Consider the following 24,876-nt stretch of genomic DNA (forward strand, 5'->3'; position numbering starts at 1 on the left):
ATGAAGCCGACCGCTCGAGGAATCATCGTGGCAGGGGCGGGACCCCTGCTGGCGCTGGGGTGCTGGACGGCCAGCGCCGTGGCCGCCTCGGACGCGCCGCATCCGGCGTCGTCCGGACAGGCGCAGGTGCCGTTCGGTGTGCAGGGTGCGGCCGGTCCGGGGCTGGACGTCCCGGGGTACGGGGATGACGACGACGCGCAGCAAGGGCCTTCGGGCTACGGCGCGTCGGAGGGTCCGAAGGGCCATGACGAGCACGGTCCCAAGGGTGGTGACGAGCAGGGCCCCAAGGGTCATGACGAGCACGGACCCAAGGGCGGCGACGAGCAGGGCCCGAAGGGTGGCGAGGACGAGGGGCCTTCGGGCTACGGCGAGGAGACCCCGCCGACCTCGCCCCCCGTGACGCACCCTCCGGTCACGACTCCGCCGGTGACGCATCCGCCGGTCACGACTCCGCCGGTGACGCATCCGCCGGTCACGACGCCTCCGGTCACGACACCTCCGGTGACGCATCCGCCGGTCACGACACCTCCGGTGACGCATCCGCCGGTGACGCATCCGCCGGTGACGACTCCTCCTGTGACGACGCCTCCCGTGACGCATCCGCCGGTCACGACGCCGCCGGGGACGACGACCCCGCCGACGGGCCACCACACGAAGCCGCCGGAGCTCGCCGAGTCCGGTAGCGACAAGGGGCTGTACGTGCTCGGCGGGATCGCCGCGGCCTGCGTCGCGGCCGGTGCGGTCTGCCTGCGGATCGCCCGCCCGGCGAAGCGCCGCGCGCACTGAGCGGAGCCCGCGAGGACGTGTGCCCGCGGCCGGACCCCTCGTCCGGCCGCGGGCACACGCGTTCCTACTTCTGCCGGGCGTGCTTGGCGCCGTAGAACACCGAACGGGCCGCGCGGATCCTGGCCGCCTGCCGGTCGGTGTCGCGGGCGAGCTCCAACGCCGCCCGCAGCACGTCGGGGTCGGCGAGCCGGCCGCTGCCGTCCGGCGGCACCCGCCACATGTACGTGTGCTGCTGCACCCCGGTGATGTCGTCGGCGTGCGGCGACGGCACGGAAAGCTCCGTTCCGGCGCCCAGCAGTACCGCGTCGTCCTGCGGCTGCGGCCAGTCGTCCGCGCTGCCGGGCTGGGTGAGGATGTAGAACACCGGACGCGGCGGCGCGTGCTCTTCGAGCACCGGCACCTTGCCGGCGTCGTCGCCGAGCTCCCACAGGACGGTCAGCCCGAGCGGCTGATGCACCCGTAGCGCGTCGAAGCGGCGACCGGCCGGCAGCCGGGCGAGAAAAGGTGCCTGCTCCCACTGCGCGAAGGCCTTTTCAGGCTGCGCATGACAGGCGGCTAACCACTGGGCCCCGTCCATGAGTTGACCGTACGTCACACCCCTGTGGTCGGACAGCGGGAACGCCGGTTTGTCCAGGGAGGTGATGCTTCGCCCGTACGCGGCGCGCGCCCGGGGCCGGATGGACCGACGGACTCCGGCGGCTGGGAACCGAAGCCCGCGCAGTGCCCCGGGGCGCGCTGGGGGCCGCCGGGCGAGAGGGGAGGGCAGCGGCCCGGCACCACTCCACGAGGCCGTGTGGTGCGGTGCATGAGCTCAGTGGACCGCGCAATTCCGGCCACGGCGAGGGTGCGTGAGTGACCGGGGTGTGCGCACGGTTCACACGGGGCGCGAACACCGCCGGGATCAGGCCGAGTCGAGGGGCGGAGCCGGTGCGTGAGACCGCCTGTCCCGTGGGCCCCTCCCGAACCGCGCCTCGATTCCGGCCACTTCGCCCCCGTCACGTCATCCCCACGGTTTGACCACGACGGCTCCACGACTACAGTGCGGGAATGGCACCTGAGCGCGCGCCGAGCGGCTACCGGACTGACGGGCTGTGGGCCGCCTCCGCGATCGCGTTCGCCGCGCTGGTCGTCGGCTGCGGGGTCGCCCTCCTCGGCATGATGGAGTTCGGCGAGCGCTGCACGCAGGGCCTGACCGAGGGGCCCGGTCGGCTGATCCGCGTGCACGACCGGGCGTTCCCGCCCGCCACCGTCTGCGTGTTCGATCAGGGTGAGGTCGCGTCCGTCGGCGGCCGGGCACCGCTCGGCTTCCTGCTGTGGGCCGCACTCGTCGTCATGGTCGTCACCCTGCTCGGGGCCCTGGTCGCCGAGTGCCTCGACCCGCGGCCCGGCAGTGATCTGGTGCGCCCCATGTCCCGTACCGAGAAGGTGCGCAGGACCGGGGCGGCCTTCTTCGTGCTCGGCTCCGTCTTCCTCATGGCCTACCTCCTCGCCGTGTGGAGGCTCCTGCCCAGCCCGTCGACGGCCTGTTCCGACGGTGACGGCTGGAGCTCCAGCGCGCCGCGGACCCTCGACGCGAGCCTCTTCCCGCCCCAGGCGACCTGCCGGTTCGTCAGCGGTGAGACGAGGGGGATCAACCCGGACTGGCTCGTGTCGCTCGTCGTCGAACTGACCGTCCCCGCACTGATCGCCGCCTTCGCCTTCGGGCTCGCGGTGCGGCGCCGCGCGGCCGAGCGGGCGGGCGGCGGGCCGGGGACCTCGCCCCTTCCCGGCCGCCGTCCTCCGTCTAGAGTGGGCTGATCATGACGCGCTTCCGAGAGGCCGTCCGCGACCTGCTCCGCGAGCGGGTGCTGGACGCCGCATACGAGCTGGTGACGACGGAGGGCTGGGGGCGGCTCCGGGTCGCCGCCGTGGCGCGGACCGCGGGGGTCAGCCGGCAGACGGTCTACAACGAGTTCGGCTCGAACTCGAAGGACGCGATCGGCCTGGCCCTCGTGGAGCGCGAGGCCGAGCGGTTCCTGCTCGGGATCCAGCGGGAGCTCGACGCGCACCGCGACTCCCTCGACGCGGCTGCTCGCGCGGGTGTCGGTTTCGTCCTCGGCCAGGCCGCGGACAACCCGCTGATCAAGTCCGTGCTCACCGCGGCCCGCGGCGGCGAGGACGACGACCTGCTCGCCTATCTGACGACCCGCCCCGAGCCGGTCTTCGACACCGCGACGGTCATGCTGGACGCCTACGCGGCCGACGCCTGGCCCGAGGTCGACGACCTCTCCCGCAGCCTCGCCGTGGAGGCGATCGTCCGGCTCACGGTCAGTCACATCGTGCAGCCCGCCGCCTCGCCCGAGGAATCGGCCCGGAGGATCGCCGCGATCACCACCCGGATCGCCTATCCCGCGCCGACCGCCGAAGACTCCTGACGGGACATCAACCCCCTTACGCGCCGCGGGCCTTCACCGGAACGACGCCTCGCGTCCCCATGGTGACGGCTTCTTCACGCCTCGATTGCACCGATCCCTGCGCGGGCCATTGACGCCCGGCCGGACGGGTGTCACTTTGCCGGACAGTACGTGCCTCAAGTGTCCAATGACGTGATCCGTGAGGAGCCCGGCCGTGCCGTTGCACCGCGAGACCGAACCCCTGCACGAGGCACCGCCCTGGCGGGACCCGAAGCGCTACCTGTGGCTGATGGGCCTGATCGTGCCGTGCTTCCCCTTCATCGCCTGGGGCCTGGTGGAACTCACCGGCCTCGCCGTCTTCTGGTGGAGCGGGGTGATCCTGCTCTACGTCCTCTTCCCGGTCATCGACCAGCTCATCGGCAAGGACTCCGCGAACCCGCCGGACAGCGCCCTCGCCCGCCTGGAGACCGACCGCTACTACCGGTGGTGCACGTACATGTACCTGCCGCTCCAGTACGCGGGCCTCGTCGCCGGCTGCGCGCTGCTCACCGGCGGCGACCTCTCGCTCATCTCCCGGATCGGCCTGACGGTCACCCTCGGCGGCGTCGCCGGCATCGGCATCAACACCGCCCACGAACTGGGCCACAAGAAGGAGTCCACCGAGCGCTGGCTCTCCCGCGTCGCGCTCGCGCAGACCGTCTACGGCCACTTCTACATCGAGCACAACCGCGGGCACCACGTCCGGGTGGCCACCCCCGACGACCCGGCGAGCGCCCGGCTCGGCGAGAGCTTCTGGCGTTTCCTGCCGCGCACCGTCGTCGGCAGCCTCGCCTCCGCCTGGCGGCTCGAGAAGCGCCGCCTGACCCGCCGCGGCGGCTCCCCGTGGACCCCGCGCAACGACATCCTCAGCGCCTGGGCCATGTCCGCGGCCCTCTTCGCCGCGCTCGCGATCGCATTCGGACCGGAGGTCCTGCCGTACCTCGTCGGTCAGGCCGTCTTCGGGTTCTGCCTGCTCGAAGTCATCAACTACACCGAGCACTACGGCCTGCTGCGCGAGCGCACCGAGAGCGGCCGGTTCGAGCGCTGCGCCCCCAAGCACAGCTGGAACAGCGACAACGTCGCCTCCAACGTCTTCCTGTACCACCTCCAGCGGCACAGCGACCACCACGCGAACCCCACCCGCCGCTACCAGGCCCTGCGCCACTTCGAGGACGCCCCCGAACTGCCGACCGGTTACGCGGGCATGATCGTCCTCGCGTACTTCCCGCCGCTGTGGCGCCGCGTCATGGACCACCGGGTGCTCGCCCACTACGGAGGCGACGTCCGGCGCGCCAATCTCCAGCCCGCGCGGCGCGGCGCGCTGCTCGCCCGGTACGGCGCGGGAGAGCGTCCCGAGGGCACCCCGGGCGTCGTCGCATGAGCCGGTACCGCTGCCCGTCCTGCGACTACGTCTACGACGAGGGCGCGGGCCATCCCCGCGAAGGCTTCCCGGCCGGAACCCCGTGGGAGGAGGTCCCCGACGACTGGTGCTGCCCCGACTGCGGCGTCCGCGAGAAGATCGACTTCGACCCCGTGGGGGTCTCCTGAGAGCAGGGGTGACCGGCTCCGCCGACACGGGGATGAGACGGCGGAGCCGGGCCGCGCAGAACGCGACCCGCTCATTGTCGTGCCTCAACTCGACCTCTGCCAGAGGGACTTGTGTCGGTGTTGCGGGTGGGGTCGGTGGATCGAGTGGGTGTGCCGGGGCGCCCGGGTGGAGGGCGCCGGACGGGACACGAGGGGCACGCGTTCCCCGCCGCCGGGCGGTGAGCGAGAAGCCGTCCCATAATGCGGGCAACCGCACCCGCAGCGAAGGGAACAGGCAGTGGCTTCTCGACTCAACCCCTACATCCAGTTCGACGGCGACGCCCGCCCGGCCATGGAGTTCTACCAGCAGGTGTTCGGCGGGGAGTTGGCCCTGAACACCTTCGGCGAGACGGGCGCCCCGGGTGTCGAGCAGGTGGCGGACAAGATCATGCACGCCATGCTCGACACCCCGTCCGGCTACACCCTGATGGCCTCCGACACGCCGCCCGGCATGGAGTACCGGCCGGGCCGCAACATCTCGCTCTCGCTCAGCGGCGACGACGCCGACGAGCTGCGCGGCTACTGGGCGAAGCTCTCCGAAGGCGGTGTCGTCGGCGTGCCCCTGGAGAAGCAGATGTGGGGCGACGTCTTCGGCATGTGCACCGACCGCTTCGGGATCGCCTGGATGGTCAACATCTCGGAACCGCAGGGCTGAACGCCTCGGCCTCCGGGACGCGCGCCGTGTGCAGCACGGGCGTCGGCGGTCGCGGCACCCGCAGGGCCGGCTGATGTTCGTGGGTCCGGTGCGAGAACCAGGTGAGCGTGCCGGACCTGCCCGCGCACACGCCCCAGCCGTCGCTGAGCGCCGCCACCCGGACGAGCCCCGGATGCAGCCCCGTGGCGTCCCGCAGGACACCCGGCTGCGTACCGGACACGGCGGTGATCAGGTGGCGCCCGTTCCACCACATCTCCACGGTGTGCGCTCCACCGGCCCGGGGCTCGCCGGCCAGACGCAGCAGGATGTCGACGCAACGGCCGACCGGCCGCACATACGCGCCGAGCCCCCAGTCCAGCAGCCGTGCGGTCACATCGCGGTCCACGAGCGCGATGTCCTGCGTGGTGACCCCCGCGTCGATGTGGACGTAACGCGGATCCATGCCGTTCATCCTTTCTGTCTCTGGGGGCTCACCCGGCGCTCACTCCAAGTGAGTGGTGGTGTCGGGAGAGTCACCTACAGACTCAGGTCATTACTCCGTTCGTGCAACTCGGAGCCGGCCCCGCGCTCGGCGGGCACGCCGTACGCTGGCGCGATGACGACCCGAATGATCATCCTCAACGGCGGTTCCAGCGCCGGGAAATCAGGCATCGTGCGGTGCCTGCAGGAGCTGCTCCCCGAGCCCTGGCTGGCGTTCGGCGCGGACTCGTTCGTCGACGCGCTGCCCGCGCGCATGCAGTCGGGGCAGGAGGGCATCGACATCGAGCCGGACGGCACGGTGCAGGTCGGCGAGGCTTTCCGCACCCTGGAGACGGCCTGGACCGAGGGCGTCGTCGCGATGGCGCGGGCCGGTGCCCGCATCGTGATCGACGAGATCTTCCTGGGCGGCGCGGCCTCGCAGCAGCGCTGGCTGCGGGCCCTCGGCGACCTGGACGTGCTGTGGGTGGGCGTGCACTGCGAGCCCGAGGTCGCTGCGGAACGCGAGGTGGCCCGCGGCGACCGGGCCCGGGGGATGGCCGCCGCCCAGGCGAAGACCGTCCACGAGGGCGTGGTCTACGACCTGGAGGTCGACACGACCCGCACCGGCGCGATGGAGTGCGCCCGCGTCATCGCGGCCCGTACGGCCTGAGTCGCGGCCCGGCGCCGCCTCAGGCGTCGCCGAGCGGCTCGCCCGCCGGGCCCTCGTGGTGCGGCGCGGGGTCCCGCGGACCCGCCGGCCTGCTGTCCCAGCGTTCGAGTCGCCAGCCGTCGGCGGGGGAGCCGGTCACCACGACCATCCCCGTGTTGTCGAGGTGCTGATCCGCCGCTTCGAGGGGGGGGCGAGGCGGGCCGCGCGGGCCGCGGTCCACATGCGGATCGCGGCGCCGTGACTCACCATGGCCGCGGTCCGGGCGCCGCCCGCGGCGGCCTCGGCGACGACCTCGTCGAACCGGGAGAGGGCGGCGAGCCCGGTCTCGCCGCCGGGCATCCGCCGGTCCAGGTCTCCGGCGGCCCAGGCGAGCGCCGTCGTCAGATAGGTCGTGATGGCCGCCTCGTCGCCCCGCATCTCCAGCTCGCCGGCCTCGATCTCGCGGATGCCGGACCGGACCACGATGTCGAGTCCACGCGCCTGCGCCAGCGGCGTCGCCGTCAACTGGGTGCGCAGCAGTGTCGACGCGTACAGGGCGTCGATCCGCTCCTCCGCGAGCGCTCCGGGCAGCGCCGCCGCCTGCCGCTGCCCGAGCGGCGTCAGCCCCGGGCCCGGCTCCGCCGTGTCCAGGAGGCGCATCAGGTTCGCCGGAGTCTGACCGTGCCGGATGAGCAACAGACGCATACGAGGGCCGCCTTCGGACTCGTGGATCAACGGTGTCCACTCTGCCATCCGGCCTGGTCGGGACGCGCCCCCGATGGAGTGATGGCCGGTGGGCGACCAGGACGGACGGATATGAATGAACCCCGAATGACCCCCTGTACGTGAAGAATCCCCCCACAAGAGGAGTCTGTTCTGTGTCCATTCGTCTGGTGTTGAGCGCCGCCGCCGGAGCCCTCGCCCTGCTGGCCGTCGCCCCCCTGGCCCAGGCCGCCGCGCCCGGAGAATCGGTGACGGTCGACCGCGTCGGCCATGTCTCCGCCGACGGCACGGTGTCGCTGTCCGGCACCTACCGCTGCTCCGGCGCCGAGGGCCCCGTCTTCGTCTCGTCCTCCGTGCGCGACACCGAGAACCCGGGTCTGCGCCGTGGCATCGGCGGCACCCGCGCCGTGTGCGACGGCGCCGAGCACGCCTGGCACAACACGGGCCAGGTGCCCGAGGGCGCGGTCGAGCCGGGCGAGGCCGAGGTCGAGGCGACGGTCCTCGAACTGGCTCCGGAGGGCGGCCTGCCCGTGCCACGCTTCCACGCGACGGGGCAGCAGGACGTGCTGCTGGTCGCCGGCGACTGACGGAGTCCTGTGAAGCGGCCCGGGCGCGCAAGGCCCGGGCCGTTTCAGTGCATTGCCGGCCCGCGACGCGCGGGGCTGCGCGGTGGACCCTGCACCTCGGCGAGCGCCCGCCGCACGGCCAGCCGGCCCGCCGTGCGGAACGCGCCGGCGTGCGAGTCGACCTCGTGCACCCGCACGGCGCGCAGGACGACGGCCACGGCCGGCCGGGAGTCCGGGCCGAGCGCCGCCAGTTCCGCGCGGAGCCCCTCCTCGACGGCGGCCACGTACACGGCCAGTTCCCCGGCCGGCACCGGGTGGCGCCGCTCCAGGCCGGCGTGCACCTCGAAGACGAAGCCCGGCTCCCAGGGCTCGAAGTCCACGAGGATCTCCGCGAAGTCGGCGGGGCAGCCGGCCTGGCGCGCGTACACGACCCGCAGGTCCCGCAGCGGGCGCGGCGGAAAGGTGGCGGGCGGGGCGTCGTCGGGGGTCATGGGAGCACGTTAGGGCCTCTTGGCGCGGCAGGCCGTGGCCCCGGCCCCGCCCGCTCGTTGGGCAGTCCGTGGTTGACACGGGGAAAACCGTTCCTGCGCCGCGCGACCAGCACGGGGAGCCAGGGCGGGACGATGCGAGGACGCGGGCGGCGACGCATTCCGCGACGCCGATCTACGACGCGCTCGTGGCGCACTGGCAGGCGCTCGGCCGCGAGGTGCCCGGGCGGCCGGACGCGACCGGGACCCGGCGCGGGGAACCGGCGGACCTGTTCGGCCGGGGCTGATCCACAGCACTCACCCACCGGGAGGGGGTGACGTGCTCATGGTCGGCAAGGTACTGTGCATTGCATGGAACCAGGCAAGACGAGTAAGCGCGACGCGGGGAAGGCGGCGAGCCAGCTCCGCAAGGGCGTGCTCGAGTACTGCGTCCTGGCGCTGATGCGCGACGGTCCGCTGTACGGAGTGGAGCTGCTGCGCAGGCTGGAGGAGAGCGGGGCGCTGGCCACGAGCCAAGGCACCGTGTATCCGCTGCTGTCCCGGCTCAGGCGGGACGAGCTCGTCGAGACGAGCTGGCAGGAATCGGCGTCCGGACCGCCGCGGCGCTACTACGAACTGACCGCGGCGGGTCATGCCGCACTCGCCGAGTTCACCCACGTCTGGCCTGCGTTCCGGGATGCCGTGGACCACTTTCTCGCCCCGTCACGGCAGGGCGACCACCGATCAGGAGACACCCCATGAAGACCGCCGAGCCGTCGGCCCGGATCCAGGACTACCTCGCGTCGGTGGAGCGTGAGGCCGCGGGGCTGCCCGCCGAGCGCAGGCAGGAACTGATCGCGGACCTGGCCGAACACATAGCGGTGGCCCTCGCCGAGCGCCCCGACGCCGAGACCGAGGTGCTGCGCGAGCTGGGGGACCCGCGCACCATCGCCGCGACCGCGCTGGCCGAGGCCGGAGTCGCCGCACCCGCCAAGGGCGGCGTGCACCCGGTGGCCCCCGTGCTGCTCCTGGCGCTCGCCTCGCCGGCCGCCCTCGTGTGGTCGTTCCTGCAGCTCGGCTGCTGGATCGTGGGCCTCGTCCTGCTGTGGATGTCCGCACGCTGGACGGTCGCGCACAAGACGGTCGGCACCCTGCTCGGCGTCGTCGGCCCTGTTGTCGTCTCCCTCGCGATGGCGACCGTCGACCCGGCCGGCGAGCTGCCGCAGATGCTGTTCGCCCTGGGGGTCATCGCGCTGGGCGTCGCGGGCGGTGTCTACCTCTGGTGCACGCGCAAGCGCTGAGCCGTCACGCCGCACACACGGCCGGGGAACGCTGACGCCGCCACGGGGGGAGCGGCGTCAGCGTGTGCCGAGTGTGACACGGGCGCACCCTCGGGCGCGCCCGTTTCGTTGGAGAACCTCCGGCTCACCCGCCCGCGGTGAGCGCGGCGACGTCGGCCAGGACCCGGGCCGCCGGAGCCGGATCGACCAGCCACCTCAAGTGGCTGCCCGGCAGCGTGCGCACGTCGTACGGGTTGTCCGGGGTCGGTGCGTTCCCCTCCCTGATCAGCCGGTCCTGCAGTGCGAGCGGCAAGCTCGTGTCGTCGGCCAGGCGCACGTACGTCTTCGGGATCCGTCCCCACGTCGCGGCCCGCGCCCGGTCGGCCGAGCCGCCGACGTCCAGGTTCTCGTCCGGCTGGAACGTGTTGAGGAACGTCAGGAACTGCTCGTCCGTGACGTCCGCCGCGAACGCGGAGCGGAACGCGGCGAGCGCCGCCGGGTCCGCGGTGCGGAAGTTCACCCGGAGCAGGCCCAGTTCGGCCGGGTTCCCGACCATGGCGAGGGCCAGCGAACCCGCGTCCACGGCGGCCATCTCCTGCTCCGCGTAGTAGTCGCCCACGTCCAGGTCGACCGGGCACCACGCCGACACGTACACGAGTCGGTCGATGAGATCGGGCCGGGCGTTGGCCGCCGCCGTCGCCGTGACCCCGCCACGGCTGTGCGAGACGAGGATCACCGGCCCGTTCCGCTTCGCCCGTTCCAGCACACCGATCAGATGCGCCGCGTTGTCGGCGAGCGTGACGCCCTTGATGGCGCCCGGTGCCTCGGCCAGCGCCGCCGTGTCCTGCGGCGCCTGGTACGCGTAGGTGTAGGTCGCCGCGAAGCCGTGCCCGGGCAGGTCCACCGCGACCGGCCGGTGCCCCAGCAGCCCCAGTTCGGCCTGGAGCGGCGCGAACGAGAAGGAGTTCGCGAACGCGCCGTGGACCAGTACGAAGGTCGGTTGCATCAGGTGTGCTCGCTCTCTGCCGTCGGGGCGCCGCTGCCGTCGCACGCTACGCAGCCGGTGATCACGGGCGCCACCGGTTTCGCGGCCTCCGTTCGTGGAGCGCGGGCCGCCCGGCGTCGCTCACCCGACTGCCGCGCTCCGGGGGCGGGCGTCGGCCGCCGATGGCACGGTGAAGTCGTGGCTGCCGCCGCGCTCCGTTAATCCCCCCCGGCGGGCGCGGCGGCCCACACTCTCCCCGAACTCCCTACGCCGGTGCGGCGTTCTCCCGCTCCGGCCGCTCCGCGAGCAGGTGCAGTGCCGAGTCCCGGGTGTCCGCCACATGGGCCCGCGCCAGTTCCTCGGCCCGTGCCTCGTCGCCGTCGCGGATCGCCTCGAAGAGCCGCTCGTGCGCCCCGCACATCGGCTCGCCGTCGGCCTGCCCCGACGTGAGCCGGAACAACCGGCGCAGCCGCGAGTCCAGCGGCGCCATCACGTCCACGAGCAGTGGATTGCCCGACAGCTCCACGATCCGCCGGTGGAAGTCCGCGTTGAGCGACACCGCCGCCCGCAGCCGGCCCGACTCGGCGGCCTTGCGGGCCCGCGCGAGCAGCTTCTCCAGGTCCTTCAGCTCGGCGGGCGTCGCCCCGCGGGCGACCAGCCGGGCCGCGAGCCCCTCCAGGTTCTCCCGGATGTCGAACAGGTGCGCCGCTTCCTCGGGCCCGAAGCCCGCCACCACCGAACCCCGCCGCTGCTGCACCGTGAGGAAGCCCTCCGAGGCGAGCCGCTGCATGGCCTCGCGCACCGGCACCCGGGACACCCGCAGCTCGTCGGCGATCTCCCGCTCGACCAGGCGCATCCCCGCCGGGTACTGCCCCTCGATGATCCGCTCGCGCAGCTCCACGTAGACCCGCTCGCGCAGGGACCGATGGGTGTCCCCGATGGCGGTGTCGGCGGTCGTACGGGGCGTCGGCATGACAGGAGCTCCAGGCGGTGCTGAGACGGGTGGTGCAGAGCCGATCTTCGCAGACCCGGTGACCCGGCAGGAAGATCCGTTCCCGAGAAGCGTTGTCTGGTATTCGGTATACCAGTTACGTTGACGTCGCACCGCGCTCACCAGCCACTTTCCCAGACGCTGGGCCGAGCTGTACGACTGAAGGAGATGACATGCGCGAGGCTGCCGCCCCGCCCGAACCCGCCGCCCTGCTCGGAGCGACGCTCCCCGACGGCCGCACCGTCGACGTCCGCCTGCGCGGCGGGCGGGTGCACGCCGTCGAGGAACACGTCCTCGGCCGGACCCCGGCACCGGACGAGCTGCCCCTGCACGGGGCGCTGCTGCTGCCCGCCTTCGTGGACGGCCACGCCCACCTCGACAAGACCTTCCTCGGCGGGCCCTGGCAGCCGCACCGCGAGACCGCCACCCTCCAGGAGCAGATCGCCTCCGAGCGCGCCGCCCGGACCGGCTCGCCCGTGCCGGTCGTGGAGCGGGCCGCCGCCCTCGCCCACCGCATGGTCGCGCACGGCACCGGGCACGTCCGCAGTCACGTCGACATCGACCTCGCGACCGGACTCGACCACCTCCACGCGGTGCAGACGGTCCGTGAACAGTTCCGCGACCGGCTCGGCATCCAGATCGTCGCCTTCCCGCAGAGCGGCGTCATCGCCGCGCCCGGCGTCGCGGACCTCCTCGACGCCGCCCTCGCCGAAGGCGCCGACCTGATCGGCGGCCTCGACCCGGCCGGCTTCGACCAGGACGCGGCCGGCCAGCTCGACATCGTCTTCGGCCTCGCCGAACGCCACGGCAAGGGCATCGACATCCACCTCCATGACGGAGGCGAGAGCGGCACCGCGCAACTGCGCGACATCGCCGCCCGCACCGCCGCCCTCGGTCTCGGCGGCCACGTCGCCGTCTCCCACGCCTACGCCCTCGGCGACGTCGACGACGCCGAACTCGACCGCACCGCCAAGGCGCTCGCGACCGCCGGCGTCTCGATCATGACCAACGGACCGCGCGGCCCCCTCCCGCCCGTCCTGCGCCTGCGCGAGCACGGCGTCCGCGTCTTCGGCGGCTCCGACAACATCCGCGACACCTGGTGGCCGTACGGAACCGGCGACATGCTGGAGCGCGCCACGATCATCGGCCTGCGCTCCGGCCTCATGACCGACGCCGAACTCCACCACGCCGCCGCCCTCGTCACCGACGAGGCCGCCGCCGCGCTCGGCCTCACCGACTACGGACTCACCCCCGGCAGCCGCGCCGACCTCGTCGCCGTCGCCGCCGGATCCGTCCCCGAGGCCGTCGCCGCGCACCCGCGCCGCGTCGCCGTCCTCCACGCGGGCCGCGTCGTCGGACCCGGGCCGATCGACCCCTACCCGCGCTACGCGCAGGCGGGAGACACCAGATGACGACCGCCACCGACAGCCCGGCACGCCCCGACGCCGCACCGGGTGCCGAGGAGCAGGGCGCCGGGCGGCTCGCCGCGGGCCGGATCGGCACCTTCGACCTCGTCTTCTTCGTCGTGGCCGCCGCGGCCCCGCTCACCGTTCTCGCCGGCGTCGCCCCCTTCGCGATCGGCATCGGCGGGTCCGGCGCGCCCCTGGCCTACCTGGTCTCCGGCGCCCTGCTCGCCCTCTTCGCCGCCGGCTTCACCGCGATGAGCCGCCACGTCCGCAACGCCGGCGCCTTCTACGCGTACGTCGCCCGCGGCCTCGGCCGCGCGCTCGGCGTCGGCACCGCCTACGTCGCCGTCGTCTCCTACAACCTCGTCACCCCGGGCGTCGCCGCCGCCTTCGGCTACTTCGCCACCGGCTCCGTCCGGGACGCCACCGGCGCCGACGTGCCGTGGTGGCTGCTCTCCGGCGTGTGCGTGGCCGCCGTCGGCGTGCTCGGCTGGCTGCGCGTCACCCTGAGCGCCAAGGTCCTCGGTGTCGCGCTCGTCCTGGAGGTCCTTTCGCTGCTCGTCATGGACGGCGGCATCCTCGGCGACCGCGGCACCGCCGCGCTCGACCCCGCCTCCTTCGATCCGTCGACCCTCGCCGTCGGCGGCGCGGCCGGCATGTTCGTCCTGGTCATCGGCGCGTTCACCGGGTTCGAGTCCACCGCGATCTTCGCCGAGGAGGTGCGGGACCCGCAGCGCACCGTGCCCCGCGCCACGTTCATCGCGATCGGCTTCCTCGCGGTGTTCTACGCGGCCGGGTGCTGGCTCGTCATGGGCGCGTTCGGGACTGACCGCGCCGTGGAACTGGCCCGGGCCGCCGCCGGACCCGATCTCACCTTCACCGCCGCCGAGACGTACGCGGGCCCGTGGCTCGCCGACGCCATGCACGGCCTCATCGTGGTGAGCGCCTTCGCCGCGACGCTCGCCTTCCACAACGCCGCCGCCCGCTACCTCTACGCGCTCGGCCGTGAGGGCCTGCTGCCCCGGAGGCTCGGCGCGGTGTCCCGCCGGCACGGATCGCCGAGCGGCGCCGTCGTCGCGCAGACCCTGTTCAACCTCGCCCTGATCGGCGTCGGCGCGCTGCTCGCGGCCGACCCGTACGGGGAGGTCTTCCTCTGGACGAACAGCGTCGGTGTTCTCGGCATCATGGGCATGCAGGCGCTGGCCGCCCTCGCCGTGTGGGCGTACTTCCGCCACGACCGCAAGGGCCTGTCGGCCTTCCGTGTGGTCTGGGCGCCGCTCGTGTCCTGTGCGGGCCTGGCCGTGCTCACCGTTCTCGCGGTGATCCACTTCGACCTGCTCACCGGCCGCACCGGTCTCACGAACACGGTGCTGCTGGTGCCGCTCCCGCTGGTCCTCGTCGTGGGCCTGGCCGTGGCTCTCCGCATCCGCCGCCGCGAACCCGAGCGGTACGCGTCGCTGACCACGGTCGACGTCGAGCGCGACTGACCCCGTCCGAACCCGGCGGCTCCTGCCTCATCTCCCGGTGGGGCAGGAGCCGTTGGTGGCGTGGCGTCACCCATCGCACAGGCTCATGTGGACGACCACTGTGATGCCGCCGGTCTCAGGCGCCCACCGTGCCGTCCACGCCCTCCCTGAGGAAGTCCGCGTGGCCGTTGTGGCGGCCGTACTCCAGGAGCACGTGGACCATCACCATCCGCAGCGACACCTGCTCCTCCCAGCGCGGCTGGTAGCCGGCCACGTCCAGCGACGCGGCCGCGCGCTCGACGCGCCGGGAGTGCTCCACCTCGGCCTCCCACGCGCCGAACGCCTCGGCGCGGCTCGAACCGGTCGCGTCGTACGCGGCCTGGAAGTCGACCTTGTCGGACCAGACCATCGGCGCGTCGTGGTCCTCGAACACGCGGCGGAACCAGGCGCGTTCGACCTCGGCCATGTGCCGCACGAGGCCGAGCAGGGTGAGCGTCGACGGCGGCATCGACCGCTGCTTCAGCTCCTCGTCGCCGAGCCCCTCGCACTTCATGGCGAGCGTCGCGCGCTGATAGTCGAGGAACGCCCGCAGCGTCTCCCGCTCGTCGCCGAAACTCGGCGGTCCCACCCGGTGATCGACAGTCACTGGACCCCTGCCCCTCGTCCTTGCCTTCGGTGATCGACGGCAAGTATCCCCGCTCAGCCGCGCAGCAGACGGGCGACCGCGTCCTGGCCGCGCAACTCGGCCTGTTCCAACGCCGTCTTGCCGTCTTTGTCCTCGACGGAGCGGTCGGCGCCGGCCGCCAGGAGCAGCCGCACGCTCTCCTGGTGGTCCTCGCCGCCGTCGCCGAGGACGACCGCCTCCAGCAGGGCGGTCCAGCCGAGATCGTTCACGTGGTTCACGTCGACGTCGATGTCCGGGCTGGTGGTGACTTCGCGGATGTAGTCGACGTGCCCGTGCTCGCCGGCCGGGATGAGGGACGTACCGCCGTAGCGGTTCACGATCGTGTAGTCGGGGTCGGCCCGGGCGAGGGTGCGGGCCATCGCGGCGCTGCCCGTCACTCCGGTCACCAGCCAGGGCGTGTCGTGCCGGGCGTCGAGGGCGTCGGGGTCGGCGCCCGCGTCGACGAGGGCCTTCGCGGCGTCCACGTGGTCGCCGGACGCGGCCAGGAGCAGCGCGGTGCGCTCGTCGCCGTCGCGGGTCTCCAGGTCGGCGCCGCGCTCGACGGCCGTACGGACGGCGTCGGCGTCACCCGAGCGGGCGGCCCGGAGCAGGTCGGCGTCCGCGCCGGCGTCCTCGGCGGCGGAGGAGCTCGGGCGGCCGGACCCGGTGCTTCGGGTCTCGGCCGTGCACGCGCTCGCCAGGACGAGCAGACCGGTGATGGCGACGTACACGAGGGTGTGGCGGCGGGGAGAGGCGGCCATGGTTCTTCCCTTCTCGGCGCGGGGGTGCCGGGCGTGCGGGTGATGTGCGAACGGGCGGTGGCGGACGGCGGGAGCCGCCCGCCACCGCCGCTCGTACAGGGGGTGACGCTCTATGGACGAATCGTCGGAGACAGGAGAAGGGGTCAGAAGGGCTTGGTCGGCAGGTACTTGCCGTCCAGGGTGATGACCGCGCGCTCGCCGCCCTCGGGGTCGGCGACCTTCTTCACGTCCAGCTTGAAGTTGATCGCGGAGATGATGCCGTCGCCGAACTGCTCGTGGACCAGGGCCTTCAGGGTGGTGCCGTAGACCTGGAGCATCTCGTAGAAGCGGTAGATCGTCGGGTCGGTGGGGATGCCGCCCGGGATGGAGCCGCGGGTCGGGATGGTCTGGAGGAGGAGGATCGCCTCCTCGTCGAGGCCGAGCAGCTCGCCGACGGCCTGGGCGGACGCCTCGGGCAGGGCGTGCTGGCCGAGGACGGCGGCCGTCACGAACGCGGGGGACAGGCCGGCCGCGTCGGCGATCTGCTGCCACGACATGTCGCGCCGCGTCTTGGCGGCGACGGCGGCGGTGGCGACGGCGTCGCGGGCCTCGGGGGAGAACTGGGCGTGGATCATGAGGAGTTCCTTTCGCGCGGGGCCGGGAGTGGGGTCCCGGCCCCCGGGGAGGTGGGGGGAATGTGTGGGGAGCTCGGCCCGTGGGTCAGGCGGCCGGCACCGGGGTGCGGGTGCCCGTCTGGAGCACCTCCATGGAGCCGGAGGCGATGTCGAACACCCAGCCGTGCAGGGTGAGCCGCCGCTCGGCGAGGGCGCTGACGACGGAGGGGTGGGTGCCGAGGTTCTGCAACTGCGCGATCACGTTGGCGCGGACCAGGGTGGCCACGCGGGAGGAGGCCGACTCGTCGGCCGGACCGGCGGCCGTACGGGCGCGGGCCCGGGCACCGTCCGCGTGCCGCAGCCAGTCCGCGATGACCGGCGCCGCCGACAGGTCGTGCTCCTCGGCCAGGGCGGTCATCGCCCCGCAGGACGAGTGCCCGCACACGACGATGTCCTGGACGCCGAGCACGGAGACGGCGTACTCGATGCTCGCGGCGACGCCGTCCGACCCCGGCGCGTACGCCGGGACCAGATTGCCCGCGGTCCGGATGACGAACAGCTGGCCCGGCTCGCTCTGCGTGATCAGCTCGGGGGGCACCCGGGCGTCGGAGCAGCCGATGAACAGCGTCTCCGGCCGGTGCTCCGACGCGAGCTGGGCGAACAGGTCTCGCTTGCCGGGGAAGACGTCGCGGCGGAAATGCGCGACACCGTCGAAAAGCTTGTCCATCCGTCACTCCCTTCGGGTTTCTGCCGAGCCCCGGGGGCCGGCAGAAGCAACCCTGCACGACCTGGCCCTATAGTGTCCAAGACTTGATATCCATGACTCCTATCGATGCCATCTATGGCGAGCCGTCCTATAGTGCTCACATGGGTCCTGAGCTGCGACATCTCCGCTATCTCATCGCCGTGGCGGAGAACGGGAACTTCACTCGGGCCGCGGAGGAACTGCGCATTTCGCAGCCCACGCTGTCCCAGCAGATCAAGCAGCTGGAGCGGGTGGTCGGCGCCCAACTCCTCGACCGCGGCGGACGCGGCGTGCGCCTCACGGACGCCGGCGAGGCCTACGTCCACTACGCGCGCCGCGCACTGCGGGACCTGGCCGCCGCCGACCGTGCCGTGCTCGACGTCGCCGATCTCTCACGCGGTCATCTGCGCCTCGCGATGACGCCGACCTTCACCGCGTACCTGATCGGCCCGCTCGTGCGTGCGATGCACGAGCGGCACCCCGGCATCACGCTCGACGTGCGCGAGATGGCCAAGGACCGGATGGAGGCGAGCCTGCTGGCCGACGAGATCGACCTCGGCATCGCCTTCGAGGGGCCGCATCTGCCCGGGATCGGCGCCGACGCCCTGTTCACCGAGACCCTGAGTCTGGTCGTCGCCGGGCCCGGCGCACCGGACCCGGACCGCGCCGCACTGCCGGTACGCGGCCTCGCCGAGCAGCAACTCGCCCTGCTCAGCAGTGACTTCGTGACCCGCGAACACGTCGACGCCTACCTCGCCGGGCATCGCGTCACCCCGCCCATCGTCGTCGAGGCCAACTCCGTCCAGGCGATCACCGAGATCGTGCAGCGCGTCCCGGGGCTCGCCACCGTGCTGCCCGACGCCGTCACGGACGACCACCCGCACCTCGTTCCCGTCGCGCTCGATCCGCCGCTGCCCGCCCGCCGCGTCGCGCTCCTGCACCGCGAGAGCGGCTACCGCAGCGCGGCCGCCCGCGCGTTCACCGCCCTCGCGCACGGGCTCGTACGGGAACGGGGATACGCGCCCGCCTGACGGGGCCTCGGCCAATTCGGGATCCCATCTTTGCCTCGGGGTCGCGTTTGGTATACAAAAAGTGACATGCCTGTGCCGTCGTCCTCAGCCGCCGCCCCGACCGCCTCCTCCCCGCATCCGCGCCGCTGGTGGGCGCTGAGCGTCCTCGGGCTGGCCCAGCTGATGATCCTGCTCGACAGCACGATCGTGAACGTGGCCCTGCCGTCCCTGCAGACCGAACTCGGCATGAGCGACGGCGACCGCCCCTGGGTGGTCACCTCCTACACCGTCGCCTTCGGCGGCCTCCTCCTGCTCGCCGGGCGCGTGGCCGACCACGTGGGCCGCAAGCGGGTCTTCGCGATCGGCCTCGGCGGCTTCGCGCTCGCCTCCGCCGGGGCCGGCCTCGCGCCCACCGCGCAGGCACTGTTCGCGGCGCGCGCCGTCCAGGGCGCGTTCGCCGCGCTGCTCGCCGCTTCCGCGCTCGCGCTCGTCGCGACGACCTTCACCGACCCGCGCGAACGCCGCCGCGCCATCGCCCTCTTCGGCGCGCTCGGGGGCGCCGGCGCCTCGCTCGGTGTCGTCCTCGGCGGCTTCCTCACCCAGTGGTTCGGCTGGCGCTGGTGCCTCCTGGTCAACGTGCCCATCGCCCTCGCCGCCCTGCTCGGCACCGTCTGGACCCCGCCGGACCTCACGTGCCGCCTCACCGGCCGGATCGACATCGCCGGTGCCGTGCTCGGCTGCGGCGGCCTGACCGCTCTCGTCTACGGCTGCAGCCAGGCCGAGGCGCAGGGCTGGACCGGTCCGACCGTGCTCGGCTCCCTGGTCGGCGGATCGGTCATGCTCGGCGCCTTCGCCTGGTGGCAGACCCGCGCGACGACCCCGCTGCTCCCGCCGCGCCTCATGAAGGACCGCCGCCGCGTCGCCTCCCTGCTCGCGGGCGCCGCCCTCATGGCGGGCCAGCTGTCCGTCGCGCTCTATCTCACGTACTACCTGCAGACCGTCCTGGACTGGTCCGCCGTCGCCAGCGGCCTCGGTTTCCTGCCGATCAGCCTCGTGACCACGGGCACCGCCACCCAGCTCGGCACCCGTCTGCTGCCCCGCTTCGGGCCCCGCGTCATGATGACCGCCGGCCTGTTCATCTCCGCGTGCGGCCTCTTCCAGCTCACGCTCCTGACGCCGGACTCCACGTACGCGGGAGACGTCCTTCCCGCGCTCGTCACCTTCAGCGTCGGCAACGGCGGCAGCTTCCTCGCCATCATGACCGGCGTCACCTCGAACGTCCCCGAGCAGGACTCCGGCATCGCGTCCGCCGCCGTGAACTCGGCTCAGCAGGTGGGTGGTTCGATCGGCTCGGCGGTCTTCAACACGGTCGCCGCGAGCGTGGCGGACACGGCGGCGGGCGGCGCCCGGGCCGCGGCTCTGGAGGGCTTCACCCTGGCGATCTGGTGCCCCCTGGTCGCCCTCCTTCTCGCGGCGATCGCCACGGCGTCCCTGGCGGGGCCGCCCCGCCGGATCCCGCGCCCGGTCCCGGACGCGGCGCCGCGGCGGGCGGCTTCAGCAGTCGGTGAACAGGGCCGTTCCGCCCGGTCGATCCCTGGCGAATGAGCCGGGGGGCACGGCAAGGTCGGGGTCATGAACGACGAACTCCGCATCGTGCGGGCGGGATCCCTCCGGTCGGCCTGCCGGATCAGCGGGCCTGACGCCGGGCCGCCCCTTCTCCTGCTGCACGCCCTGGGGGAGGACAGCCGCGACTGGTCCGGCGTCGCTCCCGCCCTCGCCCGCACGCACCGGGTGCACGCCCTCGATCTGCGCGGGCACGGCCGCAGCGAGTGGCCCGGTACGTACAGCGTCGAAGCGATGCGCGACGACGTCCTCGGGTGTCTCGACGTGCTGGGCCTCGACCGTGTCGATGTCGTCGGGCACTCGATGGGCGGCGTCGTGGCCGCTCTGCTCGCGATGCACCGGCCCGCGCGCGTCCGCCGGCTCGTCCTCGAGGACGTCCCGCTGCTGCGGCCCCGCGATCCGAAGCCCGCGACCCGGCCGGACGGCGAGCTCTCCTTCGACTGGGGCGTCGTGGCCGCGATCCGCGCGCAGCTCGACCACCCCGACCCCGCCTGGGCGGAAGGACTCCGGGACATCACCGCCCCGACGCTCGCCGTCGCGGGCGGCCCTGCGAGCCACGTGCCGCAGGAGGACATCGCCGAACTCGCCCGGCGCGTTCCCGACGCCCGCCTCGTCACGATCCCGGCCGGCCATCTCGTCCACCACACGCGCCCTCACGCGTTCCTCGACGCGGTGCTGCCTTTCCTGAGCGGCGGCGGGGTGTAATTTGCGGGGCGCGCCGCCCCCTTGCGGCTGATTTGTATGGAGATCATGGATTCTGTCCGTCGACACCGCAGTCGACCAGAAAGCCACTTCATGCGCTTCCGCAGATCCTCCCGCTGGGTGCCCGTGACCGCCGCCGCGTTCGTCGCCGTCGGCCTCACCGCCGCACCGGCCGCCGCAGACGGTGCCGAGTACGCCCGGTACACCCTGGACGCGGCGCCGCCGGCCTCCACCGGAACGGTGACCACCGCCGCGACCGGCGGTCCGCAGGGGACGTTCACGACGAACAGCACCCGGCCGGGCGTCTCGGCCGGCGGCTCCGCCTTCCTCGGCGAGCAGACCCCGTTCGGCCAGGTCTACGGATCCTCGCAGGGCACGCCCTATCTGAACCTCGCCACCGCCTCCGGCCGCACCCCGTCGACCACCAGCTTCACGTTCGACCAGGTCCCGACGCCCGGTGGCTGGGGCATCGCGCTCGGCGACATCGACGCCGACGACGTGAAGATCACCGCCACCGGCCCGGACGGACAGGCGCTGACCGCGCAGCAGCTCGGTTTCCAGGAGTCGTTCAACTACTGCGACGCCAGCCCCCGCCCCTCCACCTGCACGGGCGGCACGTACACCGACGAGCCCACCTGGGACGCGGCGACGCAGACCCTGCACGGCAGCGGCACCGACACCTCCGGCGCCTCCGGCTGGCTGCGCCCCACCGCCGAGGTCCGCACCCTCACCCTGACCTTCTCCGTCAAGACCGGCATCCCCTCGTACCAGGTGTGGTTCGCCGCGCAGACGGCGCACGTCAGCGGCAACGTCGCGACCGAGAGCGGTGACCCGCTCCCGGAGGGCACGGTCCTCGAGCTGAACCGGCCCGACGGCACGCCCGTCCTGGACGACGCCAACGAGCCTGTCACCGCCACGCCCGACGCGGACGGGGACTACACCTTCTCCGACGTGGCCTCCGGCGGCTACACGGTCCATGTCACCCCGCCGGACGGCTACGACGTGAAGGGCGCGGACACCGAGAAGGCCGACGCCGCGCACGGCGACGCGACGGGCGTCGACTTCACGGTCGCGCCGTCCAAGGAGGACTGCACCTGCGAGGAGCCCGGCCGGCCCGGGTACGGGGACTGACCGACCCGCACCCCGGCACAGCACAGCGGCCGGTCGTTCGTGACGTCACGAACGACCGGCCGCTGTGCTGTGCCGGGGCGGAGGAGCCGCGCTAGGCGAGTTCCGGCTGGGCGTCCGCAGGACGGGCCACCGGCTTCGCCGCAGGCGCCGTTTCCGCCTCGTCCCACAGCGCCGTCGTCCGCGCGTACAGCGCGATCACCGAGCCGAGCAGCGCGAGCAGGAGCGGGCCGAAGGCCCACGGGTAGGCGGCCATCTCGGTCGGCAGCCAGCGGTACGCGATCAGGAACACGGTGAAGACCGCGGTGCCGTAGGAGACGAGCCGCGTCGCCGAGACGTCCCAGCCGTGCGCGAACGCCCGCATGGCCGCCTCGATCGTGAGGGCGAACACCACACCGGCGACGAGGTCCACCCCGTAGTGGTAGCCGAAGCCGAGGGTCGCGGTGAGCGTGGCGACGAGCCAGAACGTGCCCGCCCAGCGCATGCCGCGCGACCCCTTGCGGGTGTGGATGAACAGGCTGGTCGCCCACGCGGTGTGCAGACTCGGCATGCAGTTGCGCGGCGTGATCTCGTCGAACGGGATCGGGTGCGGGACGCCGATGGTGGGCAGCGCGTCGGGCCACACGTTGGCCGCCGCCCACTGGCCGCCCTCGGCGCCGTACGCGTAGATGGGGCCGACGACCGGGAAGATCATGTAGATCGCGGGACCGAGCAGGCCTATGGCGAGGAACGTGCGGACGAGGTGATGGGCCGGGAAGCGCCGCTCGGCCGCCACGTTGCGCAGCTGGTACAGGCCCACGAGGGCCGCGGCGAGCGGCAGTTGGCCGTAGACCAGGTGCAGGAAGTGGCCGCTGAACGGGTTCGTGGCCTCGACGACCTGGCCGACCAGCCACGACGGGTTGGCGAGCGCGTGGTCGGCGGTGGCCACGTAGGGGTCCAGGACGTCCGGGCGGGTCTTGGACGTGATGAGCAGCCAGGTGTCACCCGTCTTGTGACCGAGCACCAGCAGCATGCCGAGCCCGACGCCCTTGAGGAGCAGGAGCCGCTCCGCGCCGGTGCGGCGCACGACGGCCAGGACGGCGAGCCCGAGGGTCACCCACAGGGCGCCGTTGCCGAACTGGAGACTGCCGCCCACCACGAGGCGCACCAGCAGGAACACCAGGTCGATGCCGATCGCGCAGGCCAGTGCGATGGCCCGCTGCCGCCAGGTGAGCACGACCATCGTCAGCGCCAGACCGGCGTAGAGCAGGGGCCCCGAGCGCGGCGCGAGGACGATCTCCTGCGCCTGAACGGTGAGCGGACCGAGCTGGCCGTACCGGCGCGCCACGATCTCCAGCGCGACGAAGAAGACGAGCGTCACGACGCCCGCCGCCGACCAGAGCAGGGTGCGTGTCCGTTGCCGGGGAGCGGGGAGTTCGCCGCGGCGCTGTGAAGGTATTCGTGGTGGTGTGGGGTTCACTTGCCTGACTCATCGGTGGGTTCGGGGCAGTTGGTCATCTGTCGGCTCGGTATGGCATGAATTTCCGGTGAAGAGCATGCGATCGGTGTGATCGTCATGAGTTCGAACATGCTAACGGCAGGAAGATGCGCCTGACAGGGGCATCACAGGGAATCGTCCGTGACCGTGTCGGAGCCGCCGTTTCCCGCCCGGGCCGAGCGGTGGACCGGTGGTGTCAGTCGGCGTCCACGTCGTCGAGCGCGTGCAGCATCGCGCCGAGCACCCGCAGGCAGGTGGCGACCTCCGCCTCCGTCAGATCGCCGCCGACCTGCCGGAGCAGCGCGTGTTCGCGGTCCAGCACGGCGTCGATGCGCTGCTCGCCCGCGGTCGTGAGCCGGATGAGGGACGAGCGCCGGTGCGCCGGGTTCGGGATGCTCTCGACGAGACCGGCGTCCGCCGCCTCGTTCACCATGCGCTGCACGAACTGTCGGCTGATCTCCTGCGCCCGGCCCATCTGCGGCACGGTCATCGGCCCGTTGCGCCGCAGCAGCGTGAGCACGGCGCGTACGCCGACGCTCAGGCCGTCGCGCGTCAGGCCGTGTTCGACGCTGCGCTGGGCACGCCGGTACAGCGGGCCCACCAGGTCGTAGACCTCGGTGAGGCGGCGGCCGAGTGCGTCGGGAGGGAGCGGGGCTCCGGAAGCGGTCACCCGGACATCATGACACCTGGGTTGCCAAGTGGCCTCCAAGATGACACCTTGGTTGTCATGAATGCCGCTTCAGATCGTGCCTCGGATCGTGCCTCGGATCGTGCTTCGGAATCTGCTGCGGGCCGTGCTCCAGGGCGTGACCCGGGCTCGCTGCGCTTCTTCGGTTCGGCGGACGGAGACCTCGCCTACCTCGACGCGGGCGCCGGCGACCTGGTGGTGCTGCTCCACGCCGGCTTCGTCGACCACCGCCTCTTCGAGGCGCAGATCCCCGCCCTCGCCGTCCGTCACCGCGTGATCGCCCCGGACGTACGCGGCCACGGCTTCTCGGCCAACGCGACCGAGCCGTTCCGCTGGGCCGACGACCTCGCCGCGCTCCTGCGCCACCTCGACGCCGGTCCCGCCGTACTGGTCGGGCTCTCGATGGGCGGCGCGATCGCCACCGACACCGTCCTCGAACACCCGGACCTGGTGCGCGCCGTGGTCGCCTGCGGGGCCGCGACCAGCGAGTTCGAGTACAGCGATCCCTGGTACCGGGAGATCCTCGCCGAGTATGCGCGCACCATGGCGGCCGGTGACATCGAGGGCTGGCTCGCGGCGTTCCTGCGCGTCGTCCCCGGCGCCCACCGCCGGATGGAGGACATCGACCCCGTCATCCTGCGCCGCCTGCGCGAGATGGCGCTGCACACCCTGTCCAAGCACAGCCCCGGCGAACCGAACCTGCACACGCCGATGACCGACACCTGGTCCCGCGTCCCGAAGATCGACGTGCCCGTCCTCGCCGTCAACGGCTCGCTCGAACCGGACGACCTCCTCGCCGCCGCCGGCCGGCTCGTCGACACCGTCCCCGACGGACGGTCCGTCGTCATCGAGGGCGCCGGCCATTACACCAACCTCGAACAGCCGGAACGGTTCAACGCGATCCTGCTCGAGTTCCTCGACGCCCTCTGAACCCGGTCCTTCTGGACCTGGCCGCGGAGGGGGAGCGCGGGGGGGGGGGGGGGGGGGCGGGGGGGGGGGGGCCCCCCCCCGCCCCCCCCCCCCCGCGGCGCCC

The 24,876-nt window shown here is 72.9% G+C and carries 28 protein-coding genes and 1 pseudogene; 17 read left to right on the top strand and 12 right to left on the bottom strand.

The features are described 5' to 3' along the window. The first annotated feature begins 27 nt into the window (after nucleotides 1-27). The gene (locus ACZ4E1_RS13770) at nucleotides 28-786 is read left to right on the top strand and encodes a hypothetical protein (protein ID WP_467538982.1); all 759 of its coding nucleotides are present in this window, start codon (nucleotides 28-30) and stop codon (nucleotides 784-786) included. Between the two features lie 64 nt (nucleotides 787-850). Here ACZ4E1_RS13770 and ACZ4E1_RS13775 read toward each other — a convergent pair whose 3' ends face one another. Further along, on the bottom strand, nucleotides 851-1,363 hold the full coding sequence (locus tag ACZ4E1_RS13775) for a hypothetical protein (RefSeq protein WP_467538985.1): 513 nt from the start codon (nucleotides 1,361-1,363) through the stop codon (nucleotides 851-853). A 470-nt stretch (nucleotides 1,364-1,833) separates the two neighbouring features. Between ACZ4E1_RS13775 and ACZ4E1_RS13780 the strand changes: the two genes are divergently transcribed. The 5 genes from ACZ4E1_RS13780 to ACZ4E1_RS13800 all read left to right on the top strand — a co-directional run bounded on the left by ACZ4E1_RS13780 (nucleotide 1,834) and on the right by ACZ4E1_RS13800 (nucleotide 5,460). Then, the gene (locus tag ACZ4E1_RS13780; RefSeq protein ID WP_467538988.1) at nucleotides 1,834-2,583 is read left to right on the top strand and encodes a hypothetical protein; all 750 of its coding nucleotides are present in this window, start codon (nucleotides 1,834-1,836) and stop codon (nucleotides 2,581-2,583) included. Nucleotides 2,584-2,585: 2 nt separating this feature from the next. Beyond that, nucleotides 2,586-3,200, top strand: a complete 615-nt coding sequence (locus ACZ4E1_RS13785; protein ID WP_467538989.1) for a TetR family transcriptional regulator — start codon at nucleotides 2,586-2,588, stop codon at nucleotides 3,198-3,200. A 193-nt stretch (nucleotides 3,201-3,393) separates the two neighbouring features. Continuing rightward, entirely contained in the window at nucleotides 3,394-4,599 is a 1,206-nt protein-coding gene (locus ACZ4E1_RS13790; protein ID WP_467538992.1) for an alkane 1-monooxygenase, read from the top strand. Then, on the top strand, nucleotides 4,596-4,766 hold the full coding sequence (locus tag ACZ4E1_RS13795) for a rubredoxin (RefSeq protein WP_467538995.1): 171 nt from the start codon (nucleotides 4,596-4,598) through the stop codon (nucleotides 4,764-4,766). Before ACZ4E1_RS13790 ends, ACZ4E1_RS13795 begins: the two co-directional genes overlap by 4 nt. Nucleotides 4,767-5,043: 277 nt before the next feature. Then, complete coding sequence (locus ACZ4E1_RS13800) at nucleotides 5,044-5,460, top strand: VOC family protein (RefSeq protein WP_188335187.1); 417 nt, start codon at nucleotides 5,044-5,046, stop codon at nucleotides 5,458-5,460. Here the strand turns inward: ACZ4E1_RS13800 and ACZ4E1_RS13805 are convergent. Further along, nucleotides 5,435-5,902 carry a pep a2 gene (locus ACZ4E1_RS13805; protein WP_467538998.1) on the bottom strand — a complete coding sequence of 156 codons (468 nt, stop codon included), beginning with the start codon at nucleotides 5,900-5,902 and terminating at the stop codon, nucleotides 5,435-5,437. The two genes, ACZ4E1_RS13800 and ACZ4E1_RS13805, sit on opposite strands and share 26 nt — an antisense overlap. A 153-nt stretch (nucleotides 5,903-6,055) precedes the next feature. Between ACZ4E1_RS13805 and cpt the strand changes: the two genes are divergently transcribed. Continuing rightward, a complete protein-coding gene (gene cpt / locus ACZ4E1_RS13810) occupies nucleotides 6,056-6,589 on the top strand; it encodes a chloramphenicol phosphotransferase CPT (RefSeq protein ID WP_467539000.1) in 534 nt (177 codons plus the stop codon). A gap of 19 nt (nucleotides 6,590-6,608) precedes the next feature. Here the strand turns inward: cpt and ACZ4E1_RS13815 are convergent. Beyond that, nucleotides 6,609-7,273: pseudogene (locus ACZ4E1_RS13815) on the bottom strand (histidine phosphatase family protein). 173 nt (nucleotides 7,274-7,446) lie between these two features. Here ACZ4E1_RS13815 and ACZ4E1_RS13820 point away from each other — a divergent pair. Further along, nucleotides 7,447-7,878, top strand: coding sequence for a DUF6299 family protein (locus ACZ4E1_RS13820; protein ID WP_467539002.1), 432 nt, complete (start codon nucleotides 7,447-7,449; stop codon nucleotides 7,876-7,878). A 44-nt stretch (nucleotides 7,879-7,922) separates the two neighbouring features. Here the strand turns inward: ACZ4E1_RS13820 and ACZ4E1_RS13825 are convergent, their stop codons facing one another. Further along, the gene (locus ACZ4E1_RS13825; protein WP_467539003.1) at nucleotides 7,923-8,348 is read right to left on the bottom strand and encodes a hypothetical protein; all 426 of its coding nucleotides are present in this window, start codon (nucleotides 8,346-8,348) and stop codon (nucleotides 7,923-7,925) included. A 348-nt stretch (nucleotides 8,349-8,696) separates the two neighbouring features. Here ACZ4E1_RS13825 and ACZ4E1_RS13830 point away from each other — a divergent pair, with 348 nt between their 5' ends. Next, entirely contained in the window at nucleotides 8,697-9,086 is a 390-nt protein-coding gene (locus ACZ4E1_RS13830) for a PadR family transcriptional regulator (RefSeq protein WP_467539006.1), read from the top strand. After that, entirely contained in the window at nucleotides 9,083-9,625 is a 543-nt protein-coding gene (locus tag ACZ4E1_RS13835) for a DUF1700 domain-containing protein (protein ID WP_467539009.1), read from the top strand. The genes ACZ4E1_RS13830 and ACZ4E1_RS13835 overlap by 4 nt, the downstream gene beginning before the upstream one ends. A 124-nt stretch (nucleotides 9,626-9,749) precedes the next feature. On the opposite strand, the gene ACZ4E1_RS13840 is transcribed toward ACZ4E1_RS13835, so the two are convergent. Further along, nucleotides 9,750-10,610, bottom strand: a complete 861-nt coding sequence (locus tag ACZ4E1_RS13840) for an alpha/beta fold hydrolase (protein ID WP_467539012.1) — start codon at nucleotides 10,608-10,610, stop codon at nucleotides 9,750-9,752. 244 nt (nucleotides 10,611-10,854) lie between these two features. Beyond that, complete coding sequence (locus ACZ4E1_RS13845; protein ID WP_467539014.1) at nucleotides 10,855-11,562, bottom strand: GntR family transcriptional regulator; 708 nt, start codon at nucleotides 11,560-11,562, stop codon at nucleotides 10,855-10,857. A 191-nt stretch (nucleotides 11,563-11,753) separates the two neighbouring features. On the opposite strand from ACZ4E1_RS13845, the gene ACZ4E1_RS13850 reads away from it, so the two are divergent. Beyond that, a complete protein-coding gene (locus ACZ4E1_RS13850) occupies nucleotides 11,754-12,992 on the top strand; it encodes an amidohydrolase family protein (protein WP_467539017.1) in 1,239 nt (412 codons plus the stop codon). Then, on the top strand, nucleotides 12,989-14,473 hold the full coding sequence (locus ACZ4E1_RS13855; RefSeq protein WP_467539020.1) for an APC family permease: 1,485 nt from the start codon (nucleotides 12,989-12,991) through the stop codon (nucleotides 14,471-14,473). The genes ACZ4E1_RS13850 and ACZ4E1_RS13855 overlap by 4 nt, the downstream gene beginning before the upstream one ends. A gap of 115 nt (nucleotides 14,474-14,588) precedes the next feature. On the opposite strand, the gene ACZ4E1_RS13860 is transcribed toward ACZ4E1_RS13855, so the two are convergent. The 4 genes from ACZ4E1_RS13860 to ACZ4E1_RS13875 all read right to left on the bottom strand — a co-directional run bounded on the left by ACZ4E1_RS13860 (nucleotide 14,589) and on the right by ACZ4E1_RS13875 (nucleotide 17,197). Next, a complete protein-coding gene (locus ACZ4E1_RS13860; protein WP_467539022.1) occupies nucleotides 14,589-15,098 on the bottom strand; it encodes a DinB family protein in 510 nt (169 codons plus the stop codon). 53 nt (nucleotides 15,099-15,151) lie between these two features. Then, entirely contained in the window at nucleotides 15,152-15,877 is a 726-nt protein-coding gene (locus ACZ4E1_RS13865) for an ankyrin repeat domain-containing protein (protein WP_467539024.1), read from the bottom strand. A 143-nt stretch (nucleotides 15,878-16,020) separates the two neighbouring features. After that, nucleotides 16,021-16,491, bottom strand: a complete 471-nt coding sequence (gene cynS / locus ACZ4E1_RS13870) for a cyanase (RefSeq protein ID WP_467539027.1) — start codon at nucleotides 16,489-16,491, stop codon at nucleotides 16,021-16,023. Between the two features lie 85 nt (nucleotides 16,492-16,576). Next, entirely contained in the window at nucleotides 16,577-17,197 is a 621-nt protein-coding gene (locus ACZ4E1_RS13875; RefSeq protein ID WP_467539030.1) for a carbonic anhydrase, read from the bottom strand. Between the two features lie 140 nt (nucleotides 17,198-17,337). On the opposite strand from ACZ4E1_RS13875, the gene cynR reads away from it, so the two are divergent. The 4 genes from cynR (at nucleotide 17,338) to ACZ4E1_RS13895 (ending at nucleotide 21,681) form a co-directional block, all read left to right on the top strand. Then, nucleotides 17,338-18,246: a transcriptional regulator CynR gene (gene cynR / locus ACZ4E1_RS13880; RefSeq protein WP_467539031.1), complete on the top strand. Its 909-nt coding sequence runs from the start codon at nucleotides 17,338-17,340 to the stop codon at nucleotides 18,244-18,246. A gap of 66 nt (nucleotides 18,247-18,312) precedes the next feature. Then, a complete protein-coding gene (locus ACZ4E1_RS13885; RefSeq protein WP_467539033.1) occupies nucleotides 18,313-19,830 on the top strand; it encodes an MFS transporter in 1,518 nt (505 codons plus the stop codon). 27 nt (nucleotides 19,831-19,857) lie between these two features. After that, nucleotides 19,858-20,553, top strand: a complete 696-nt coding sequence (locus tag ACZ4E1_RS13890) for an alpha/beta fold hydrolase (RefSeq protein ID WP_467539035.1) — start codon at nucleotides 19,858-19,860, stop codon at nucleotides 20,551-20,553. Nucleotides 20,554-20,643: 90 nt separating this feature from the next. Continuing rightward, a complete protein-coding gene (locus ACZ4E1_RS13895) occupies nucleotides 20,644-21,681 on the top strand; it encodes a hypothetical protein (protein WP_467539037.1) in 1,038 nt (345 codons plus the stop codon). A gap of 91 nt (nucleotides 21,682-21,772) precedes the next feature. Here ACZ4E1_RS13895 and ACZ4E1_RS13900 read toward each other — a convergent pair whose 3' ends face one another. Then, nucleotides 21,773-23,062, bottom strand: a complete 1,290-nt coding sequence (locus ACZ4E1_RS13900; protein ID WP_467539595.1) for a DUF5933 domain-containing protein — start codon at nucleotides 23,060-23,062, stop codon at nucleotides 21,773-21,775. A gap of 289 nt (nucleotides 23,063-23,351) precedes the next feature. Beyond that, nucleotides 23,352-23,825 carry a MarR family winged helix-turn-helix transcriptional regulator gene (locus ACZ4E1_RS13905; protein WP_467539039.1) on the bottom strand — a complete coding sequence of 158 codons (474 nt, stop codon included), beginning with the start codon at nucleotides 23,823-23,825 and terminating at the stop codon, nucleotides 23,352-23,354. Nucleotides 23,826-23,882: 57 nt separating this feature from the next. Between ACZ4E1_RS13905 and ACZ4E1_RS13910 the strand changes: the two genes are divergently transcribed. Continuing rightward, nucleotides 23,883-24,773, top strand: coding sequence for an alpha/beta fold hydrolase (locus ACZ4E1_RS13910; RefSeq protein ID WP_467539041.1), 891 nt, complete (start codon nucleotides 23,883-23,885; stop codon nucleotides 24,771-24,773). Nucleotides 24,774-24,876 lie beyond the last annotated feature (103 nt).

The sequence above is a fragment of the Streptomyces sp. NPDC025806 genome (assembly GCF_055558275.1).

Coding starts and splice junctions, on each gene's coding strand:
- ACZ4E1_RS13775 (WP_467538985.1), bottom strand. CDS start 1,363: ATGGACGGGGCCCAGTGGTTAGCCGCCTGTCATGCGCAGCCTGAAAAG.
- ACZ4E1_RS13780 (WP_467538988.1), top strand. CDS start 1,834: ATGGCACCTGAGCGCGCGCCGAGCGGCTACCGGACTGACGGGCTGTGG.
- ACZ4E1_RS13785 (WP_467538989.1), top strand. CDS start 2,586: ATGACGCGCTTCCGAGAGGCCGTCCGCGACCTGCTCCGCGAGCGGGTG.
- ACZ4E1_RS13795 (WP_467538995.1), top strand. CDS start 4,596: ATGAGCCGGTACCGCTGCCCGTCCTGCGACTACGTCTACGACGAGGGC.
- ACZ4E1_RS13805 (WP_467538998.1), bottom strand. CDS start 5,902: ATGGATCCGCGTTACGTCCACATCGACGCGGGGGTCACCACGCAGGAC.
- cpt (WP_467539000.1), top strand. CDS start 6,056: ATGACGACCCGAATGATCATCCTCAACGGCGGTTCCAGCGCCGGGAAA.
- ACZ4E1_RS13825 (WP_467539003.1), bottom strand. CDS start 8,348: ATGACCCCCGACGACGCCCCGCCCGCCACCTTTCCGCCGCGCCCGCTG.
- ACZ4E1_RS13830 (WP_467539006.1), top strand. CDS start 8,697: ATGGAACCAGGCAAGACGAGTAAGCGCGACGCGGGGAAGGCGGCGAGC.
- ACZ4E1_RS13835 (WP_467539009.1), top strand. CDS start 9,083: ATGAAGACCGCCGAGCCGTCGGCCCGGATCCAGGACTACCTCGCGTCG.
- ACZ4E1_RS13840 (WP_467539012.1), bottom strand. CDS start 10,610: ATGCAACCGACCTTCGTACTGGTCCACGGCGCGTTCGCGAACTCCTTC.
- ACZ4E1_RS13845 (WP_467539014.1), bottom strand. CDS start 11,562: ATGCCGACGCCCCGTACGACCGCCGACACCGCCATCGGGGACACCCAT.
- ACZ4E1_RS13850 (WP_467539017.1), top strand. CDS start 11,754: ATGCGCGAGGCTGCCGCCCCGCCCGAACCCGCCGCCCTGCTCGGAGCG.
- ACZ4E1_RS13855 (WP_467539020.1), top strand. CDS start 12,989: ATGACGACCGCCACCGACAGCCCGGCACGCCCCGACGCCGCACCGGGT.
- ACZ4E1_RS13865 (WP_467539024.1), bottom strand. CDS start 15,877: ATGGCCGCCTCTCCCCGCCGCCACACCCTCGTGTACGTCGCCATCACC.
- cynS (WP_467539027.1), bottom strand. CDS start 16,491: ATGATCCACGCCCAGTTCTCCCCCGAGGCCCGCGACGCCGTCGCCACC.
- ACZ4E1_RS13875 (WP_467539030.1), bottom strand. CDS start 17,197: ATGGACAAGCTTTTCGACGGTGTCGCGCATTTCCGCCGCGACGTCTTC.
- cynR (WP_467539031.1), top strand. CDS start 17,338: ATGGGTCCTGAGCTGCGACATCTCCGCTATCTCATCGCCGTGGCGGAG.
- ACZ4E1_RS13885 (WP_467539033.1), top strand. CDS start 18,313: ATGCCTGTGCCGTCGTCCTCAGCCGCCGCCCCGACCGCCTCCTCCCCG.
- ACZ4E1_RS13890 (WP_467539035.1), top strand. CDS start 19,858: ATGAACGACGAACTCCGCATCGTGCGGGCGGGATCCCTCCGGTCGGCC.
- ACZ4E1_RS13895 (WP_467539037.1), top strand. CDS start 20,644: ATGCGCTTCCGCAGATCCTCCCGCTGGGTGCCCGTGACCGCCGCCGCG.
- ACZ4E1_RS13910 (WP_467539041.1), top strand. CDS start 23,883: ATGAATGCCGCTTCAGATCGTGCCTCGGATCGTGCCTCGGATCGTGCT.